Origin of the sequence: Allorhodopirellula heiligendammensis (assembly GCF_007860105.1) — a bacterium.
GTDB classification, from domain to species: Bacteria; Planctomycetota; Planctomycetia; order Pirellulales; family Pirellulaceae; genus Rhodopirellula; species Rhodopirellula heiligendammensis.
Genome location: NZ_SJPU01000003.1, coordinates 15128 through 30592, shown reverse-complemented (window position 1 = coordinate 30592; position 15465 = coordinate 15128). Strand labels below are relative to the sequence as shown.

Here is a 15465-nt window from a genome sequence, read left to right as displayed (position 1 = left end):
GTGATCGAGCCATGTCCCTGTTCGTAAAGCTCCAAGTCGCCTGCGGCTTGGCGGTCCTATGCATTGCTACCTCCGCGACCGTGCAAGCCATCGAGGCATCTGCTGACGGGACAGTGGATGCGGAATCTCATTCTCAAGGGGACGCCGTCATCAACCTCGGTGTCTCGTCCGGTGGACTGCGTCGTCAGGTGCCGGGCCGGTGGGCGATGCTCTCGGTCGGAGGCTCCAATCCAACCGAACAAGATCGGGAGGAGACGATGGCGGTGATCGTCGATCCCGAATCCAACGTGCAGTACGCGCGGCGGATGTGGCTGCCGGCGCGCGCTCGGCGTGTGGCGCAGCTCCCCATTGAAATTCCAACGACGATTCCGTTCGACCAAAATCTTATTGATTATTCGTCGATGCAGATTCATCACGCCGCCGATGGTGCCGAACAGTTCCAGAAGGATGCCGTCGGAATGCCGAGCACTCCACGCACGTTGCTGGTATCTAAAGAGCGTTCCCGGGCTGCCATCGTGCTCGATCTGACGACTGCGGGTGACGCGATTTCTGAGGAGCAGAACCAAGACATTGCCGACGCCGTTAACGCAGGACGCGATGTTGAGATGCGGTCGAGTAGTGGCGAAGGGCTGATTCACATCCCAGACCACTTTCTACCCGCCTCGCCCGTCGGCCTCGACGCGGTCGACCAAATCGTCATCGCCTCCGATCGAATCCTCAACGACACACTGTCCCTGTCGCGATTGCAGAGCTGGCTCCAAGCCGGCGGCCAGCTCTGGTTGATGGCAGATCGGGTCAGTCCCGAGGCAGCGCGCATGCTGTTGGGCGACGCGATGTGCTATAGCGTCGTGGATCAGGTGGCATTGAATCGCATCGAGTACGCCATGGTCGATCCATCGATTGGAGGAGCTGACCGAATACTCGAGGAGTGGAGTTCCGAGCGGCCGGTCGACTTCTTGCGCGTGATCGCAGAGCCTGACTCCGTCCTCTGCACGATCGATGGTTGGCCAGCGGCATTCCGCAAACGAGTCGGCCGTGGCAGCGTGTTCGTGACAACGGTGGGCGCCCGAGGCTGGGTGCGAGAAAACATGCCACTGCAAACCTACGTTAAGTTCGCCAGTCAATTCTTTGTCGGTCGGGAGGTTGCTCCGCAACCGCTCGCCGAATTGACTGCATTCGTCGACGATGAAATCGGCTATTCGATTCCTCAGCGTTACCTGATCGCCATACTGCTCGGGCTGCACCTGCTGGTCATGATCTTGGCTGGACTCTGGTTGGCAAGACGCCAGAGTTTGCAGTATTTAGCGATCGTAGTTCCAGTTGCCTCCTTGATTGCAGGGGGTGCATTCATCGTTATTGGCAGGCAGCAAACCAGCTCGGTACCCTCAACGGTCGCGATCAGTCAGATCATTCGCAATCTTCCCAACAATCCGGTGGTTAACCTGCAATCGGTAGCAGCGGTGTACAGCCAAACTGAGCGTCCGCTCAACATTTCATCCTCTCCCGACAGCACAACGCTACTGCGCGATCCAGGTGCCAGTGGCGAGATCAGGCGGTTGCAGTGGGATGATAGCGGTCGTTCGCAATGGCTGTTCGTCAACCAGCCCCCCGGCGTCCTACAACACCTGCAGACACACTCCGCCATCGAGCTATCGCCTCCCTGGCTCGTCCAAGCGACCTTTACCGAGAAAGGTTTTCAAGGTCGCGTCGTGGGTCTGCCTGCAGACCGAAGCGAAGACGCTGTCGTGATCGCTGCCCCGGCGCCCTCGCTCGCCGTGGAGTTCGACCCCGGCGAACGGAACACGTTGACGAGCAACCGCGATGGCGTCCTATCGCCAGGCCAATTTATCCGGTCAGCCATCGTCTCCGATATGCAGCGTGAGCGGCAGGAACTGATCCGCAAACTACTCGACAGCGACAAACCGCCATTTGGAAGTGACCCGATCCTGTTGGTGTGGACAGATCCGGTCGATTCCGGGGCCCATTTTGATCAGGACCTCGATCGCCGTGGTTCGGCTTTGGCCTCGGTTCCCATTGATATAACACCGCCGACGAGCGGTACCCGATTTCACGTGCCCGCGACGTTCGTTCGTATCCAACCCTATGCCGGCACGCGAGGAATGACCGCGATCTTCAACGCTCAAACCGGACAGTGGCTCGAGTTGAGTCAGCCGCGTGAAACAGAAATCCAGTGTTCAATACCTCGCAACCTGTTGCACTGCACGGTTGACCACGCGAGTGTCACCATCAAGATCAGTGCTCCCTCGCGGACACTCACCGTGCAGAGTCTCGTTGACGGGGAGTTCCACCCCGTCTATCGCGAACAAGACCCCAGTGGACTGATACGATTTGACATTCGCGACCCTCAAGCGCTCACGCTAAATGGTCAAGGTGGGCTCGTACTATCGCTCGATGTCTCTGAGAGCGAGCAAGAACGAGCCCGCTCGCAGGAAGAGGCCGCAGACGTACCGGCCGCGAGCGACCCAAGTCGCAGCACATGGAAGATCGACTATGTCCACGTTGCCTTTGATGCGACGATGCAATAACTCAAGCTCATCCGTCATCGGCTCGGAATCCAAACCGAAAACTCACTGACTATCCCCCAGGAATCAATTCGCCGTGAGCAGCTCAGAAACGGTTGTGGAAACAAACGCTTTGACCAAGCGTTACGAAAACTTTACGGCGCTCGATTCGTTGACGATGCGTGTCGGCAAGGGGGAGATTCTCGGCTTCATCGGCCCCAATGGCGCTGGAAAGACCACGACGATTCGAATCTTGGTGGGACTGTCAAAACCAACCAGTGGCACCGCTACGATCGCGGGTGCCAACTGCTTGACCGAATCTCGCAAGATCAAACGACTCGTCGGCTACATGCCGGACGACTTCGGTGCCTATCCCAACATGCGCGTGAGTGAATACCTCGACTTCTTTGGCGCTGCGTACGGCATCGGTCGTAGTCCGCGGATAAAGCGAATTGATGAAGTTCTCGATATCACCGGCGCGACGTACATGCACGACCTGTATGTCGACGCGCTCAGCCGCGGCATGCAGCAGCGGGTGGCGATCGCGCGAACATTGATGCATGACCCCCAAGTATTGATTCTTGACGAACCCGCCAACGGCCTCGATCCGCAAGCCCGTATCGATATGCGGGTGATGTTGTTACGCCTGTCCGATATGGGCAAGACTCTCATCGTGACAAGTCATATCCTGCCGGAATTGGCGCGGATCTGTAACGTCGTCGCGATGATCACCAAAGGTAAACTGCGGGCGTTCGGGACCCTCGATGACATCATGCGAGATGTCCAGCAACGACGAACATTTGAAATCATGCTGATATCAAATGAGCAAGTGGAACGAGTGGGCGAGATTGTTCGACGTTGGCTCCAGGAACACGCGGGCGACGCCCTCTTCGATGTCGCTGACGTGGTCTGTGCGAAGACGGAGATGATGGTCCGATTTTCAACGCACCTGAATGATCGTGAAGTTGCACCGCTCCTGTCCCACCTGGTCAGTCAAGGCGAAACTGTCGTCCAGTTTAGGGAGGTTGCGACTGATCTTGAGGATGCCTTCCTCTCCGTCGCAAACGCCGGCGATGAGAGTGACCATGTCGCCGCCGGCACGCCGGCGAGTGGTGTCGTGACCACGGCATCCGCGGCGGAGGTCGACGCGTGATCAACCCTTTGATCCAACGAGAGTTATACGGAATCTTGCGATCGCCGCGCGCGATGATCGTGTTGATGTGCTTGACCTTTGCGTTTTCCATCTCCGTGCTCACTCGCTGGCCGGCCGATGCGTCGGTAGACCTCAGTGGAATTCAATCGCTAGAAGTTTTTCGAGTGTTCGGTTACGGGCTACTTGCCGGTGTGGTCTTCCTCGTCCCTGCATTTCCTGCCACTTCGGTCGTCAACGAAAAAAACCAAGGCACGCTGGCGCTGCTGCTGAACTCGCCACTGACTGCATTTTCGATCTATTTCGGAAAGATTTCAGGCGTCTTGCTGTTCAGCGTTCTCGTACTGCTGTGCAGCTTGCCAGCTTCGGCGGCGTGCTTTGCCATGGGTGGGATCAGCCTCACTGGCCAGTTGGGACTGCTGTATCTGATCTTGATGTTGCTCGTAATTCAGTATGCCACCCTTGGAATGTTAGTCAGCAGCTACGTGCAAACAGCCGACGCGGGCGTTCGCATCACCTACACCATCGTGCTGGGCATGTGTTTCTTGACGCTCGTGCCCGCGGCGTTTTTCCCCGGTGCAGACGGTGCGATTTCAACCTTGGCAAGTTGGCTTCGCAATCTCTCCCCGATCCCATCAGTGATGGAAATCATGCGACAGGGCGACGTGGGTTCGGCAGGTTTGAAGGCGACATCGGCAACCCGTCAGTTCATCGTTGTAACCCTGCTGAGCAGCGGCATTTTCGCATCGATTACCTTGTCGCGATTCAATTACCGAATTTTTGATCGATCGCGTGCCAAGGGAGTGATTACCCACGAACGCGGACGGGCCGCCCGCACCGCTCGACGATTGTTTTATCTTATCGACCCCCAACGTCGCAAACGCGGGATTCCCTGGTACCTCAATCCCGTGATGGTGAAAGAGTTCCGCTGCCGAAAGTTTGGGCGATCGCAGTGGTTGCTGCGATTAATTTCAGTCTGCGCGGTTGCCTCCGTCCTGGTTACTTTCGCCGCCGCTACCAGTGCAACTTCTTGGGGCGTCGAGACGATCGGCGGATTGATGGTGATGCTGCAGGTCGTCTTGGTCGTGGTTCTCACGCCGAGCCTGGCGTCGGGATTGATCAGTGGCGAACGCGAGGGCAGCGGGTGGGAGCTATTGCGATTGACTCCGCTCTCTCCGTTCCGCATCGTTAGCGGAAAGATCCTGAGCGTGGCCTGGACGTTAGGATTGGTTCTGATGGCGACGCTGCCGGGATACTTGATGATGATCTTGATCCAACCGGTGATGTGGCTGCAGGTCAATCTGGTACTGGTTTGCTTAGTCTGGACCGCGATTGAAGCCTTGTCGCTCAGCGCGGCGATCGGCAGCCTATTTCGCAGCACAGCGGTGTCGACGACGGCAGCCTACGTTGCCGTCATCGCAGTCTTCCTCACTCCGATGTTGGTATGGCTGGGACGCGATGCACCGTTCGGACACGATGCAGTGCAAACCGTGTTGCTCGCGACCCCAGTCGGGGCGGCGCTGAATGTGATCGGGGCGCCCGGTTTCGAAAATTATGATTTGCTGCCGCTGGCATGGTGGGTCGCAGGCAGCGTTTCCGCCCTCATGTTGGGCGTTCTGGGACTACAGGTATGGCGGTTGAGCCGGGCAGTATGAAAAACATGAACTTGATCACGCAATTCCCTGCCCGCGTCCTCAGTTTGATCGTTATCGCACTGGCAGTCGTGCTTCCCCAACGCGTCCTCGCGATCGATCCTTTCGCTGAATATGACATGGCCATGTATCAGCGGCCTGCGTTCCCGCCTATCCAAGTCGATCAGGTGTTTTCCGATGGACTGCTCGAACTATGGACCAAGGCGCTCAATCGCCCCGACGTGGAACTTCAGCGGATGGTGATCGACAGTCTGTCCATCGCCCATCAAGGTGGACTGCCGGGCGCCGACGGCTTGCGTCCGAAGCTGCGAGAACTGATGACCGTGCCCGACCAGAACCTGGACCTGGTCCGTTCAGCTGCGCATGCCCTGATCGTGCTGGAATCAAAAACGGATGCGGCTCTCCTCGGAGACACCGCGATCCTCCATGGCGGTACGGTCGCCCAAATGATCGAACCCGCCTTGGCCAACTGGCAGTCCGACGCCATGAAGGATGTCTGGCTGGAGCGGCTACGTTCATCGATATCGAGCCCATCCAGCTTACTTCGAGCGATCCACGGTCTCGGCGAACTGGACGCCACCGAAGCCCACGATCCATTGGTGGAACTCGTCAAACAACGCCGGACCTCGATGCGCATTCGACTCGCTGCCGCCCGTGCCCTGGCAAGATTGGGTTCGCCAGAACTGATCGAGTTGGCGGCAGCGATTCAAAGCGAGAACTCGATGACCGAAACGTTGACCGCAATCCTCGCAATCGAGTTACTCCAAGGAGAAACCGGCGACGAAGCGTATCCATTACTTGAGAACCTACTGGATCACCCCAGTGTTGCCGTCCAGTCCGGGGCGTTGACGCAGTTGCTGAGAATGGATCCGCACCGAGTCGACGCACATCTCAGTGATTATGTGAACAGTCGCGATCCGGGTATTCGCTTGGCATGCGCGCGCTCCATGATAGCGACGCAGAAATTCGAGCGAATCCGAATTCTGGCAGCGATGTTGGATGACGAAAACCCGATGCTGCGTCGCGAGGTGGCCGCGGGGCTCGTGAAGCTTGGCAAACAGCCAGACCTGCATGCGGAGGTTTGCCAGCGAGTTGCTGACGTTCTCGCGAAAGACTCGTGGCGAGGTTGCGAACAGGCAACGGTGGTATTGGCAAGAATGGACTACGAGCCCGCTGGGCAGCGAATGGTGGAACTGTTAGCCCACCCGCGTGGTGAAGTGAAAGTTGCGACGGCGTGGGGGCTGACGCAGTTGCGGGTCACTGACCTATTGCCCGCGATGCTAGATCGTGCCGAAACGGTCCACGAGGCATTCCAGTCTGGTGACCTCAATGACTCCATCCCCGGCCTTTCCGACCAGGTCGCGCATCTGTTCATCGCCATGGGTGATCAGGAGTACGATGCCGCCGCACCTCTGATGCGTTCCTATCTGCCGAAAAATTTCGCGTTGGGGCAACATTCGCGGGCAGCCGCCGCGTGGGCCCTCGGTCTGATCCACGAGAATGATCCACAACACGATTTAATCGCAATTATGCTTGAGCGGCTCAACGACACCGAGTCGCTCGAACCCGAGACGGCCGAGGTTCGGCAGATGTGCGCGGTGAGTATCGGCCGCATGAACGCAGAATCGGCTCTGCCCAACCTGCGAGAAAACGCGGGCTCGGAAGCGGCCGCGTCCCGCGCGTGCGATTGGGCCATTGAACGGATGACTGGCGAACCCGTCCCGGTGTTCACAGCTCACCGCAGCGAAGTGGGCGGATGGTTCCTCTCACCGATCCCCGACTCTTCGCAGTAGGTTTTTCAAGCCGCCCGCAAACTCGCCACGAGGCATTCCAACCTGCCTGGTTTGTCGAGAACTTGATGGACGCCTTGCTCAAGAGCCAGTCGCCGCTGCTGGGGCGAGGCCATCCCGGTCATCCACACATGACGTGCCTGCGGAGCCCGACCGCAGCGATCCGGCCAACGCTCTGCCGTCTCGGGAGTGGCCACAGACTCATCCCACATCACGGTGGCAAATCCGCGTCCCGACCGCGGCGTCACATCGCGTTGCCACTGCACCATGGGCTCAGGACCTTCGCAGCCGTTGAACAGGAGCGAAATGGAATCAATCAGGCTTGCAGCGTACTGATAACGAGCTGCCACCACTACAATTGGCGGCAGATCAGCGATCCGAAATTCGGGCATTGTTGCCAGCCCGCTCCGCCTGTCCGAGGTGCCACGATCGGCCTCGCCGCTGAGCTCGACGTGAGAGTTTGCCAGCCAGTACCTCAGATAGGTCGCCGCTTCGCTCAACGCGATCGAGTCAACCCAATCCGGTGTTGCCGGACCCTGCGTGGAGCTTGATTGAGCGGGCAAACGGACCGTTGGAGCGACCAAAGGACCTCGGAGAACCAATGTTTTCACGCTGGAAAATTGATTTCGTAGTGCGGCTAGCTCGGGGCCATCGATCGCCCAACAGTCGCGTTCGTGCCGATTCGTTTGAGCGACGACTAGGTGCGTGATCGACTGCCGCGGGGGCGCCGCGAGCGCGTCCGAAATCGACCGGCGGATGGAGATTGCGTCACAGTGATTCTGGCAGAGATGCCACGCCGCACTGACCGCGGGGTGCTCAGCATCACCGATCCACAACAGCGAATCACAGGCAAACAGCGGTGGCGGACCAACACCAGCTTCGCGTTGAGAGACAGCCCGCTGTGGCAAAAGACGTTTAGAGTGAGAGGTTTTCATCGACGGCCGCTTCGGCTTCTTTCAAAATCAACCACGCGTCCCCAGGGGAATCGCTCGAGCGAAGCCCTTCCAAAAACGCATCGTCCGACACGAGACGGCTGAGTTTCGCCAAGATACGAAGGTGGCTGGAGTCGTCGTAAGAGCAGATTAAGAAGAAAATGTCGGTCAACTGCCCGCGATCTGAAAACGGCAACCCAGCTTGGCAGATGCCAAGAGCAAGTACCGAGTCAGCGAGTATGGAAGTTTGAGGCCGACGTGGGTGCAACAACGCGACACCATTATCAAGAGCAGTTGGATGGAGCTTTTCGCGTTCAGCAACGGCCTCGGCCATCGCTGGAGCGTCCCACAGCATCCCGGTCGTGGCGGCCAAGTTGCTCATTCCGCGGATCACACTGCCTCGAGTTCGCGCTGTCAGTGGATTGGCAATCGTGTCAATCGAGCACATATCGCTGAGACTCTGCGGCGGCGCGTCATCGCGGCGATGCAGTACCCGACGAACCCGGTCGAGTTCATCGGGATCACTTAAACCGATGCGTTCTTCGAGCCAATGGTGAATTTCCGCTTCGTTGAATCGCCACTGTCCACTGATCTTGCGTCCCGGCAGATTTCCTCGGGTGACCATCTTTGTGATTTGGTCCGGAGTGACGTGCAGATACTCGGCGAGTTGGGGGATATCGAGGTCTTCCATAGCAAACTGAACATTTCTCTTGACGGAAGTCTGTGAAAATAGCTAAATCGACTCAAGTTATTGCAATGTCGGTCCGAAGTCGACGAGCCCTCAGGGAGAGTTTTGGTTGCCCATCGCATCGAACTACCGAATACCATCACACTGGCGCGAACGCATGTTGGCTGCTGCGATGATGCTCGGTGCAATGGTTGTGCCAACCCCCGCATCGGGGCAGAGCGGTTTTTCGTCAACGCCGCAGACAAATATGGGCCCCATTACACCACCGCCCACCGGAGGTGCCTACCCGCCCAGCACCTATCCCCCCACCGGCAATGCATCTCCGCCAGGCGGCTATGCTGGCGGTCAGACGCTACCACCCGCGTCGGGCAGTCTTGGCCCCGCCACGCCCCAGTACGATCCCTACGGGACATCTCCAAACTCAGCATCCGCGTTTGGAACGCCAGCTTACCCGGGAGCCCCCGGTGGGACGAATCCGGCCTATCCCAATGGCAGCTTGCTCGGCGGCATCTTCTCTGGCGATATGTTTCGTGGCAGTAGCAACGTTTACCAGGGCGCCGGGTACCCGTCCACAGGCGCGGTCCCATTCGGTGGGACGACTTCGAGCGCGGTTCCTTATAATGCACCTCCGATTTACGGCGGGGCTGGCACCCCATCTCCCTATGGAACTGCCCCCACCAGCAGTATGCCGTACGGCGGCTCGACGTATTCGACCCCACCTCCTGCTAGCTATGGCGCCCCCGTATTTCCGCCCTCGGCATATCCATCGAGCTCACCAAACTCGCTGTTTCCTCAAGGCCTTAGCTCGCCCTATGGCAACAGCATGCTGCCCATCACGAGCGGGATCAATGCCTATGATCTGCTTCGCGGACCGAGATTCCGCCAGATGTTCATCACGGGGGGTAACAGCCAAAACGACCTCGGCGTCAGCCAAACGGATGTGTCGCTCGGACTGACCTGCAACAATTTTCTATTCAGCAACCAGCCACTGCGGATCGCACCGTCATTCTCGCTGTACCTGTTTGACGGGCCGATCACGACGCCATCGCACCAAGCCGACCTACCAGGCAGTGCCTACGGTGGCTTCCTCGATTTCAGCTGGCAGACGGACCCCAACCAGATCGTCGGGGGTGAATTCGGCGTTCGCATCGGTGCGTTTACCGATTTTGATACTTTCTATTCCGATAGTATCCGGATATTGGGTCGGGGGCTGCTCGCGTTTCGATTGACACCCTCCTCCACGCTGAAAGCGGGTGTCTACTATCTCGATCGTGAAACCATCAAACTACTCCCCGCTGGTGGTGTGCTATGCCAGCCGAATCCGTACACGCGTTTCGACATCTTTTTCCCCGAACCGAAGTTTGCAAAATACTGGCGGACACTGGGCACTCAGGATGTATGGTGGTACGTGGCCGGCGATCTCGGTGGCGGGTCATGGACCATCACCCGTGCTAACGCTTCCAAAACAGAAGAACGAGTCGACATCAATGAAATTGATGTCACATTCGGCTTCGAGTGGGGCCGCAGCGACCTGATCCGAATGGGTCAGCGAACCGCATTTATTGAGTTTGGCGGCGCCTTCAATCGCGAATTGAAGTATGAGTACTCCGCCGATGATCAGTCCCTCTCCACTGCGTTCCTAATCAGGGGTGGGTTCGGGTATTAGGGATCGCGCACAAAATCAAGATCGTGTTTCGCGCCGCGCCCCTCCCGATAAAACCGCTCAATCCTACACTCGGTGAACCACCACCTTCGCCCTAGCATGATTCCATTGTTTGGTAATGTTGTCATGTTTGCCTCGACGGATCTCATCGAATGACAGATTTCAATGGTTCGCTCCCACCAACGAATTCTAGCTCGCCACCTGATTCAGCCTACAATTCCGCTGCCGTAATGGCCAGTTTCACATCCTCGTTGCCGTAGATGATCGACAGAAAAGCCGGCATGTAGCGATCGATCATCGCGCCACCGACGTACAGGACATGGTCGATCACGTCATCCTCGGGAAAATCTTCACCCAGCGGTAAGGCGGTTTGGTACCGCAATTCGCCGTCTTCCAAATCCATCTCAAAACTGCCGAGTTTCAAACCATAATTGGCCCGCGTGATTGCCTCGGTGATCAATTGCCGATGGCTCGCTGGAATCTTGTTGGCGGGATGGGTGAATACCTGCAGCATCGATTCGTCGATAATCATTGCCACCCGCAGATCGCCGTGTTTGCCTTCGAACAACATTCGAAATAGGCCCCGCTCGTCGTCCTGGTCATAGACGATGGTACCTCGATCCAGGTACGCGCTGAGCTGATCGACTTGAGCTGACATGTCGGTAACTCCGAGGGTGAGTGACTAGAAAAATCTCGGCAGCACAGAAAACAAGGACGAAGCAGGGCGTGTGGAGGTTCGCTCCGCATTGGAATGTATTGAAAATGAAACACTCGTCTGCCTGGATTGTACCGAAAAATCCCATTCAAGGCGAATCACGGCGCCCAGTGGGAACTATACTTCCCCTAGTTCCTCCTCCTTCCGGTTAATGTTGTTTCCGTGATTCGCGTCCTGCTCACCGCCTTCGAACCGTACGACCGCTGGCCCGACAATGCCAGTTGGCTGGCCTTGATCGATTTGACACGCTGGTATGATGGCCCCGTTGAAATCGTGACCCGCCGGTATCCTGTGGATCTGGGACGCATGAGCGAAAAGTTACGTGCGGAACTGCAAGAGGATTACGATTTCGCTGTGCACTGTGGGCAAGCACCTGGCTCTTCGCGACTGCGGCTCGAATCGATTGGCCTGAACCTGCGGACCGACGGCAGCGAGATTCTTTCCGATGCCCCGGCCGCCTATCGCAGCCCGCTGCCCTTGTCGGCCGTCGCCGCTCAAATTCGCGAAGCCGGTATTCCCGCGGCCGTCTCCCACCACGCTGGTACCTATTTGTGCAATGCCGCGCTCTTCCTGAGCCAACACTACATCAGCTCGTTTGGCATGCGAACGGCATCCGCCTTCGTCCATATCCCGCTTGCGCCCGCCCAGGTCGCTCGTGATAATTCAGATTCGCCGAGCATGAGCACGCCGATGGTCAGCGCAGCCCTCGCTATCATGATCCAACAGCTATCGGAACAACGCTGCTGAACCGGTGACCCTCGGCGCAGCGGCTGCACCGTGCTGCGGCCCGAGGGCCAACAGCTTGAGTCCTTGCATCCAACTCTCCACACGACCTGCGTCAAGTGCCCCCGCACGTTGCTGAGCAGGGGCGACACCGCGCACGCAGACGTCGCCGCGAACTCCCCAGCAATCGGCAACGACGCCCTGCTGCACTAGCTGCTTCACTTGATCGAGTTGTAGCGAGCCCGCTAACGCAATCCAAATCCCGGCGGCCCTGGCCCGGGCGATCAGCTTCGCTAAATCCATCGCCCCGAAGTGATCCGTCAGCGAGCGACCGTCTTTGCCATAGGTATCGATCAACAACCGGCCCCGCCCCGTGGCGATGACACTGTCGAGGACGCCCTCCAATTCAAGGCAATCGGCAGCCTGGTGATCGGCATAGGCGACCGGCACTAATTCGACACTGCCAGGGAGTGGCAGTTCGCCCCACAGACGCTCAAGCTGGGATGGTGTCCGCTGCTGGCTCGGACCAACCTTGGCAAACCGAAACACCGGGGGAACATGTCCCGCCAACGCGACTGCCGTGCTTGACTCACCCAGGGCGGCCGACAGCACGGCGTCGGGCAACGCTCGCGCGGCCGAGCTCCAAACACCGGCGTCGACCGGAGCCAGAGGTCCCGACCGAGGCTCCTTAAAGTCAATCACATCAACTCTCGCTGCCGCCACGATTTGGGCTTCTTCTAGATTGCGCACGCTGACCAAGAGTTGCGAGCAGCGGCGTGGATCGGGGGTAGCTGGTGATGTCGACATGGCTGCAGTGTATGCTGAGGCGACCGCGAAGAAAATTCGGCATCCACAGCGTGAACAAAAAGAAATGAACGATCAGGTCAAACGGTTGCAAGCAACACTTCACCCGCGTTCCCGGCGGAGTCTCACGCTCACAGCGTTGATGTTATTGCTCTGTCCGGCCGCAGACGCCATCCCGCAACAAATCATGACGACAGCGGAGCAGGCAGAATTAGCCAACAAACGCCTTGAGAAGTACCATGAAAATCAGCCCCTGCCGTCGCAGCGCCGATTGCGATTCGCGTATTTTCTGCCCTCCGATCGCGAGCCTGCAGCCCATTATCGGGAGCGACTAACACGAGTCCTGGATTCGATGACCGAGTTCTACGCTGAGCAAATCGCTAGCTACGGTTTAACTGCTCAGCCCGTCGCGTTGGACCGCGACGAGGATGGATTGCTTCGATTCACCGAGGTCCGAGGCGAGCGGCCTTGGCAGGCCTACAATACGAAGGAACCGGCGTCCGGTGCCATGATCTATTCGGAATGCCTGCCCGCATTGCGAGCCGCTGGAATCGAACCCACTCAAGAAACGATCGCCGTCTTCACCGCCGTGATGGACTGGGACAGCGAGCGAATGAGATTTCGGCAACGTTCTCCCTACCAGGTCAACGGAGACGCTTTTACGCAAACTGGCATGAAGTTTTCGGTTTCAAGCGAAGGGGAGGTGAATACCGAATCGCTGCGTGAGCGACTCGTTCTCGCCCCCGTTTTAGCGAACCTGCGAATCGGCGCAGCCGGCGAGGCCGCGCGTCTCACCGCTGCGATTCCCGACGAGGAGCCCGCCAAGGCTCTGGCCCTGCCGATGCTCACGCCACCTAGTCAACGTCCCCTTGCGCCCGATGCCGACGCTCGCTCATGGTCACTCTGTGACTTGCGTCCGGCGTCTGCCACCGTCGGCTGGCGAACTCCCGCGTTCGACTACAGCCCTGAAGATTTATGGATTGAGGTCACCGGAACCGTGAGGCGTCGAGGAATCTTCGCGCACGCCAGTTCTGCTTATACTTGGAACCTTGGCGGAGACTGGAAATCGCTGACCGCGACCTGTGCCGTCAGTGACGGCCCGCCTGGCTCGGTCGTCTTCGTCGTGCGAGTCAATGGCCAGGAAACCTGGCGCAGCCCCGTGACGCGCCCCGGCCAATTGGTGCCCTGCAAATTAAACATCTCGGGGGCCAACAAGCTCGAATTGATTGTCGAAGACGCCGGCGACGGAACCCACCGCGATCACGGCTACTGGCTGGACCCGATGATCGCAAAATAGTGAAATGGTCGCTCGGCTCTCTGAGCGGATAGTGGGCAAGGTGATGCCATTTACTTTTAGTCACCCGCCCTGGTCAACCAACCAGCGATCATGTCGGCCACGCCTTGCGACAATGAAGGACTCATCGATCTGCTTGCATCAGAAAATTTGCCGTGGCAGTGTCAAAATGCGAGGAGTCCGTTGCTCGAATCCCTTAGAATTGTGAGCCAATCATTGTCCCGTGCTCGTTTTCTCTCCACCAGAGTGCTCTCATGCTTCGCCGAACACTGCTCGCTATCGTCCCACGTTTTGGTAAAGCGGTGGTCTTGGGGGGGCTGTTGGTGGTGATGCTCAGCGGCTGCGATCGAGGTTCAACGGCAAGTCAGACGCCTCACCAGCCCCTCTCGCTGGCGCGAGCGGAGACCTCGCCACCGGAGGACGCACCCCAGGATATGGTTACCCCTGCGGAAGCGGAGGCATTTGGCAGTCAGTGGCGGGATGCCATCATGACACGCGATGGCGTGAAAGTCGGACAGCTGCTGGATTTTAAGAAAATCTTCAACCGCTCGCTCGAAGGCCTCGTCGACAATGAACGTTTTCGCAACGGATACCTTAAGGGCGCCGGACCCGCGGCGACTAAGTTTGTGCAGTCCGTGACGCCCTATCTGACCCGAGAGGGTGCCTACGATTTAGTCGGTGCGGTCTACCGCGATGGACAATCGCACGTCGTGTTCCGGTTGTTAGATGACAATGGGCGAATTAATTATCACGACCTCCACCTGATTCGCGAAGCTGGCATCGTCAAAGCGGATGAGTTGTTCATCGCGGCCACCGGCGAAGCGTTTTCAGATACATTGCGAACTGTCGTCGGCGCCGCCGCGCAAAGTCAGAACTCATTCGTCGATCGTATCAGTGGGCAGGCCAAAGCCGAATTGAAGCGACTGGAACTGCAGACTCAAATCAGCCAAGCGATACAGTCCGGTAACACCGAGAAAGCATTGCAACTCCTCGATGCCTTGCCTGAAGACATCAAGAAATTCAAAACGTCGATGCTCTACCGCATCGCGGCAACCCCTGTCGAAGATGAAGCAGCGTACCTTGCAGCGGTTGAAGGCTACGTCGCTGAGTTCCCTGAAGACGCCTCAGTAGGATTGATCTCCATGGATGTCGCTGTCATGCGTGAAGATCCCACCATGCTCATTGCTGCCCACGAGGCAATGACCCAGTGGACTGGCGGTGATCCTTTCCTGGACCTGATGATCGGTGCGAATCTCGCCAACCTTGGCGCAGTCGACCAAGCTCGTGCGATGGTCGCTGATGCCGATGTGGACGCCTCACCGCTGCTCGAAGCCCAAGACTACGCCGCCACCGTCGCATTAGCCACGAATGACCACGACGAGGTTCTCAAGCGACTCCGAATCATGCGAGATCGCTTTGGTCTGCAATTTGGTGACCTCCACGACAATGAAGGTTTCGAAACGTTCGTCCAATCACCTCAGTTCGAGCAGTGGGAAAGCGAAGAGTGAAGCCGGTCGTCCTAGTTTGCGACC

12 protein-coding genes are annotated in these 15465 nt (G+C 58.1%); 8 read left to right on the top strand and 4 right to left on the bottom strand.

What is annotated here, in order from left to right:
- The first annotated feature begins 11 nt into the window (after nt 1–11).
- From Poly21_RS20155 to Poly21_RS20140, 4 genes are all read left to right on the top strand, one after another.
- Nucleotides 12–2546 carry a hypothetical protein gene (locus Poly21_RS20155; RefSeq protein ID WP_146408885.1) on the top strand — a complete coding sequence of 845 codons (2535 nt, stop codon included), beginning with the start codon at nt 12–14 and terminating at the stop codon, nt 2544–2546.
- Between the two features lie 73 nt (nt 2547–2619).
- Entirely contained in the window at nt 2620–3675 is a 1056-nt protein-coding gene (locus tag Poly21_RS20150; RefSeq protein WP_302119846.1) for an ABC transporter ATP-binding protein, read from the top strand.
- Nucleotides 3672–5327 carry an ABC transporter permease gene (locus Poly21_RS20145; protein ID WP_146408884.1) on the top strand — a complete coding sequence of 552 codons (1656 nt, stop codon included), beginning with the start codon at nt 3672–3674 and terminating at the stop codon, nt 5325–5327. The genes Poly21_RS20150 and Poly21_RS20145 overlap by 4 nt, the downstream gene beginning before the upstream one ends.
- Entirely contained in the window at nt 5324–7117 is a 1794-nt protein-coding gene (locus Poly21_RS20140) for a HEAT repeat domain-containing protein (RefSeq protein ID WP_302119842.1), read from the top strand. The genes Poly21_RS20145 and Poly21_RS20140 overlap by 4 nt, the downstream gene beginning before the upstream one ends.
- Before the next feature lie 5 nt (nt 7118–7122).
- On the opposite strand, the gene Poly21_RS20135 is transcribed toward Poly21_RS20140, so the two are convergent.
- Nucleotides 7123–8049 (bottom strand): hypothetical protein, encoded by a 927-nt coding sequence (locus tag Poly21_RS20135; RefSeq protein WP_302119840.1) that lies wholly within the window; start codon nt 8047–8049, stop codon nt 7123–7125.
- Nucleotides 8030–8737 carry a PTS sugar transporter subunit IIA gene (locus Poly21_RS20130; protein WP_146408882.1) on the bottom strand — a complete coding sequence of 236 codons (708 nt, stop codon included), beginning with the start codon at nt 8735–8737 and terminating at the stop codon, nt 8030–8032. The genes Poly21_RS20135 and Poly21_RS20130 overlap by 20 nt, the downstream gene beginning before the upstream one ends.
- A gap of 154 nt (nt 8738–8891) precedes the next feature.
- Here Poly21_RS20130 and Poly21_RS20125 point away from each other — a divergent pair, with 154 nt between their 5' ends.
- Entirely contained in the window at nt 8892–10400 is a 1509-nt protein-coding gene (locus Poly21_RS20125) for a hypothetical protein (RefSeq protein ID WP_302119838.1), read from the top strand.
- Between the two features lie 208 nt (nt 10401–10608).
- On the opposite strand, the gene Poly21_RS20120 is transcribed toward Poly21_RS20125, so the two are convergent.
- Complete coding sequence (locus tag Poly21_RS20120; RefSeq protein ID WP_146408881.1) at nt 10609–11055, bottom strand: YbjN domain-containing protein; 447 nt, start codon at nt 11053–11055, stop codon at nt 10609–10611.
- A 219-nt stretch (nt 11056–11274) separates the two neighbouring features.
- On the opposite strand from Poly21_RS20120, the gene Poly21_RS20115 reads away from it, so the two are divergent.
- Entirely contained in the window at nt 11275–11859 is a 585-nt protein-coding gene (locus tag Poly21_RS20115) for a pyroglutamyl-peptidase I (RefSeq protein ID WP_146408880.1), read from the top strand.
- Here Poly21_RS20115 and Poly21_RS20110 read toward each other — a convergent pair.
- On the bottom strand, nt 11839–12642 hold the full coding sequence (locus Poly21_RS20110) for a (5-formylfuran-3-yl)methyl phosphate synthase (protein WP_146408879.1): 804 nt from the start codon (nt 12640–12642) through the stop codon (nt 11839–11841). The genes Poly21_RS20115 and Poly21_RS20110 overlap by 21 nt on opposite strands.
- On the opposite strand from Poly21_RS20110, the gene Poly21_RS20105 reads away from it, so the two are divergent.
- On the top strand, nt 12641–13936 hold the full coding sequence (locus Poly21_RS20105; protein WP_146408878.1) for an NPCBM/NEW2 domain-containing protein: 1296 nt from the start codon (nt 12641–12643) through the stop codon (nt 13934–13936). The two genes, Poly21_RS20110 and Poly21_RS20105, sit on opposite strands and share 2 nt — an antisense overlap.
- Before the next feature lie 251 nt (nt 13937–14187).
- A complete protein-coding gene (locus Poly21_RS20100; protein ID WP_146408877.1) occupies nt 14188–15441 on the top strand; it encodes a hypothetical protein in 1254 nt (417 codons plus the stop codon).
- Nucleotides 15442–15465: the final 24 nt, after the last annotated feature.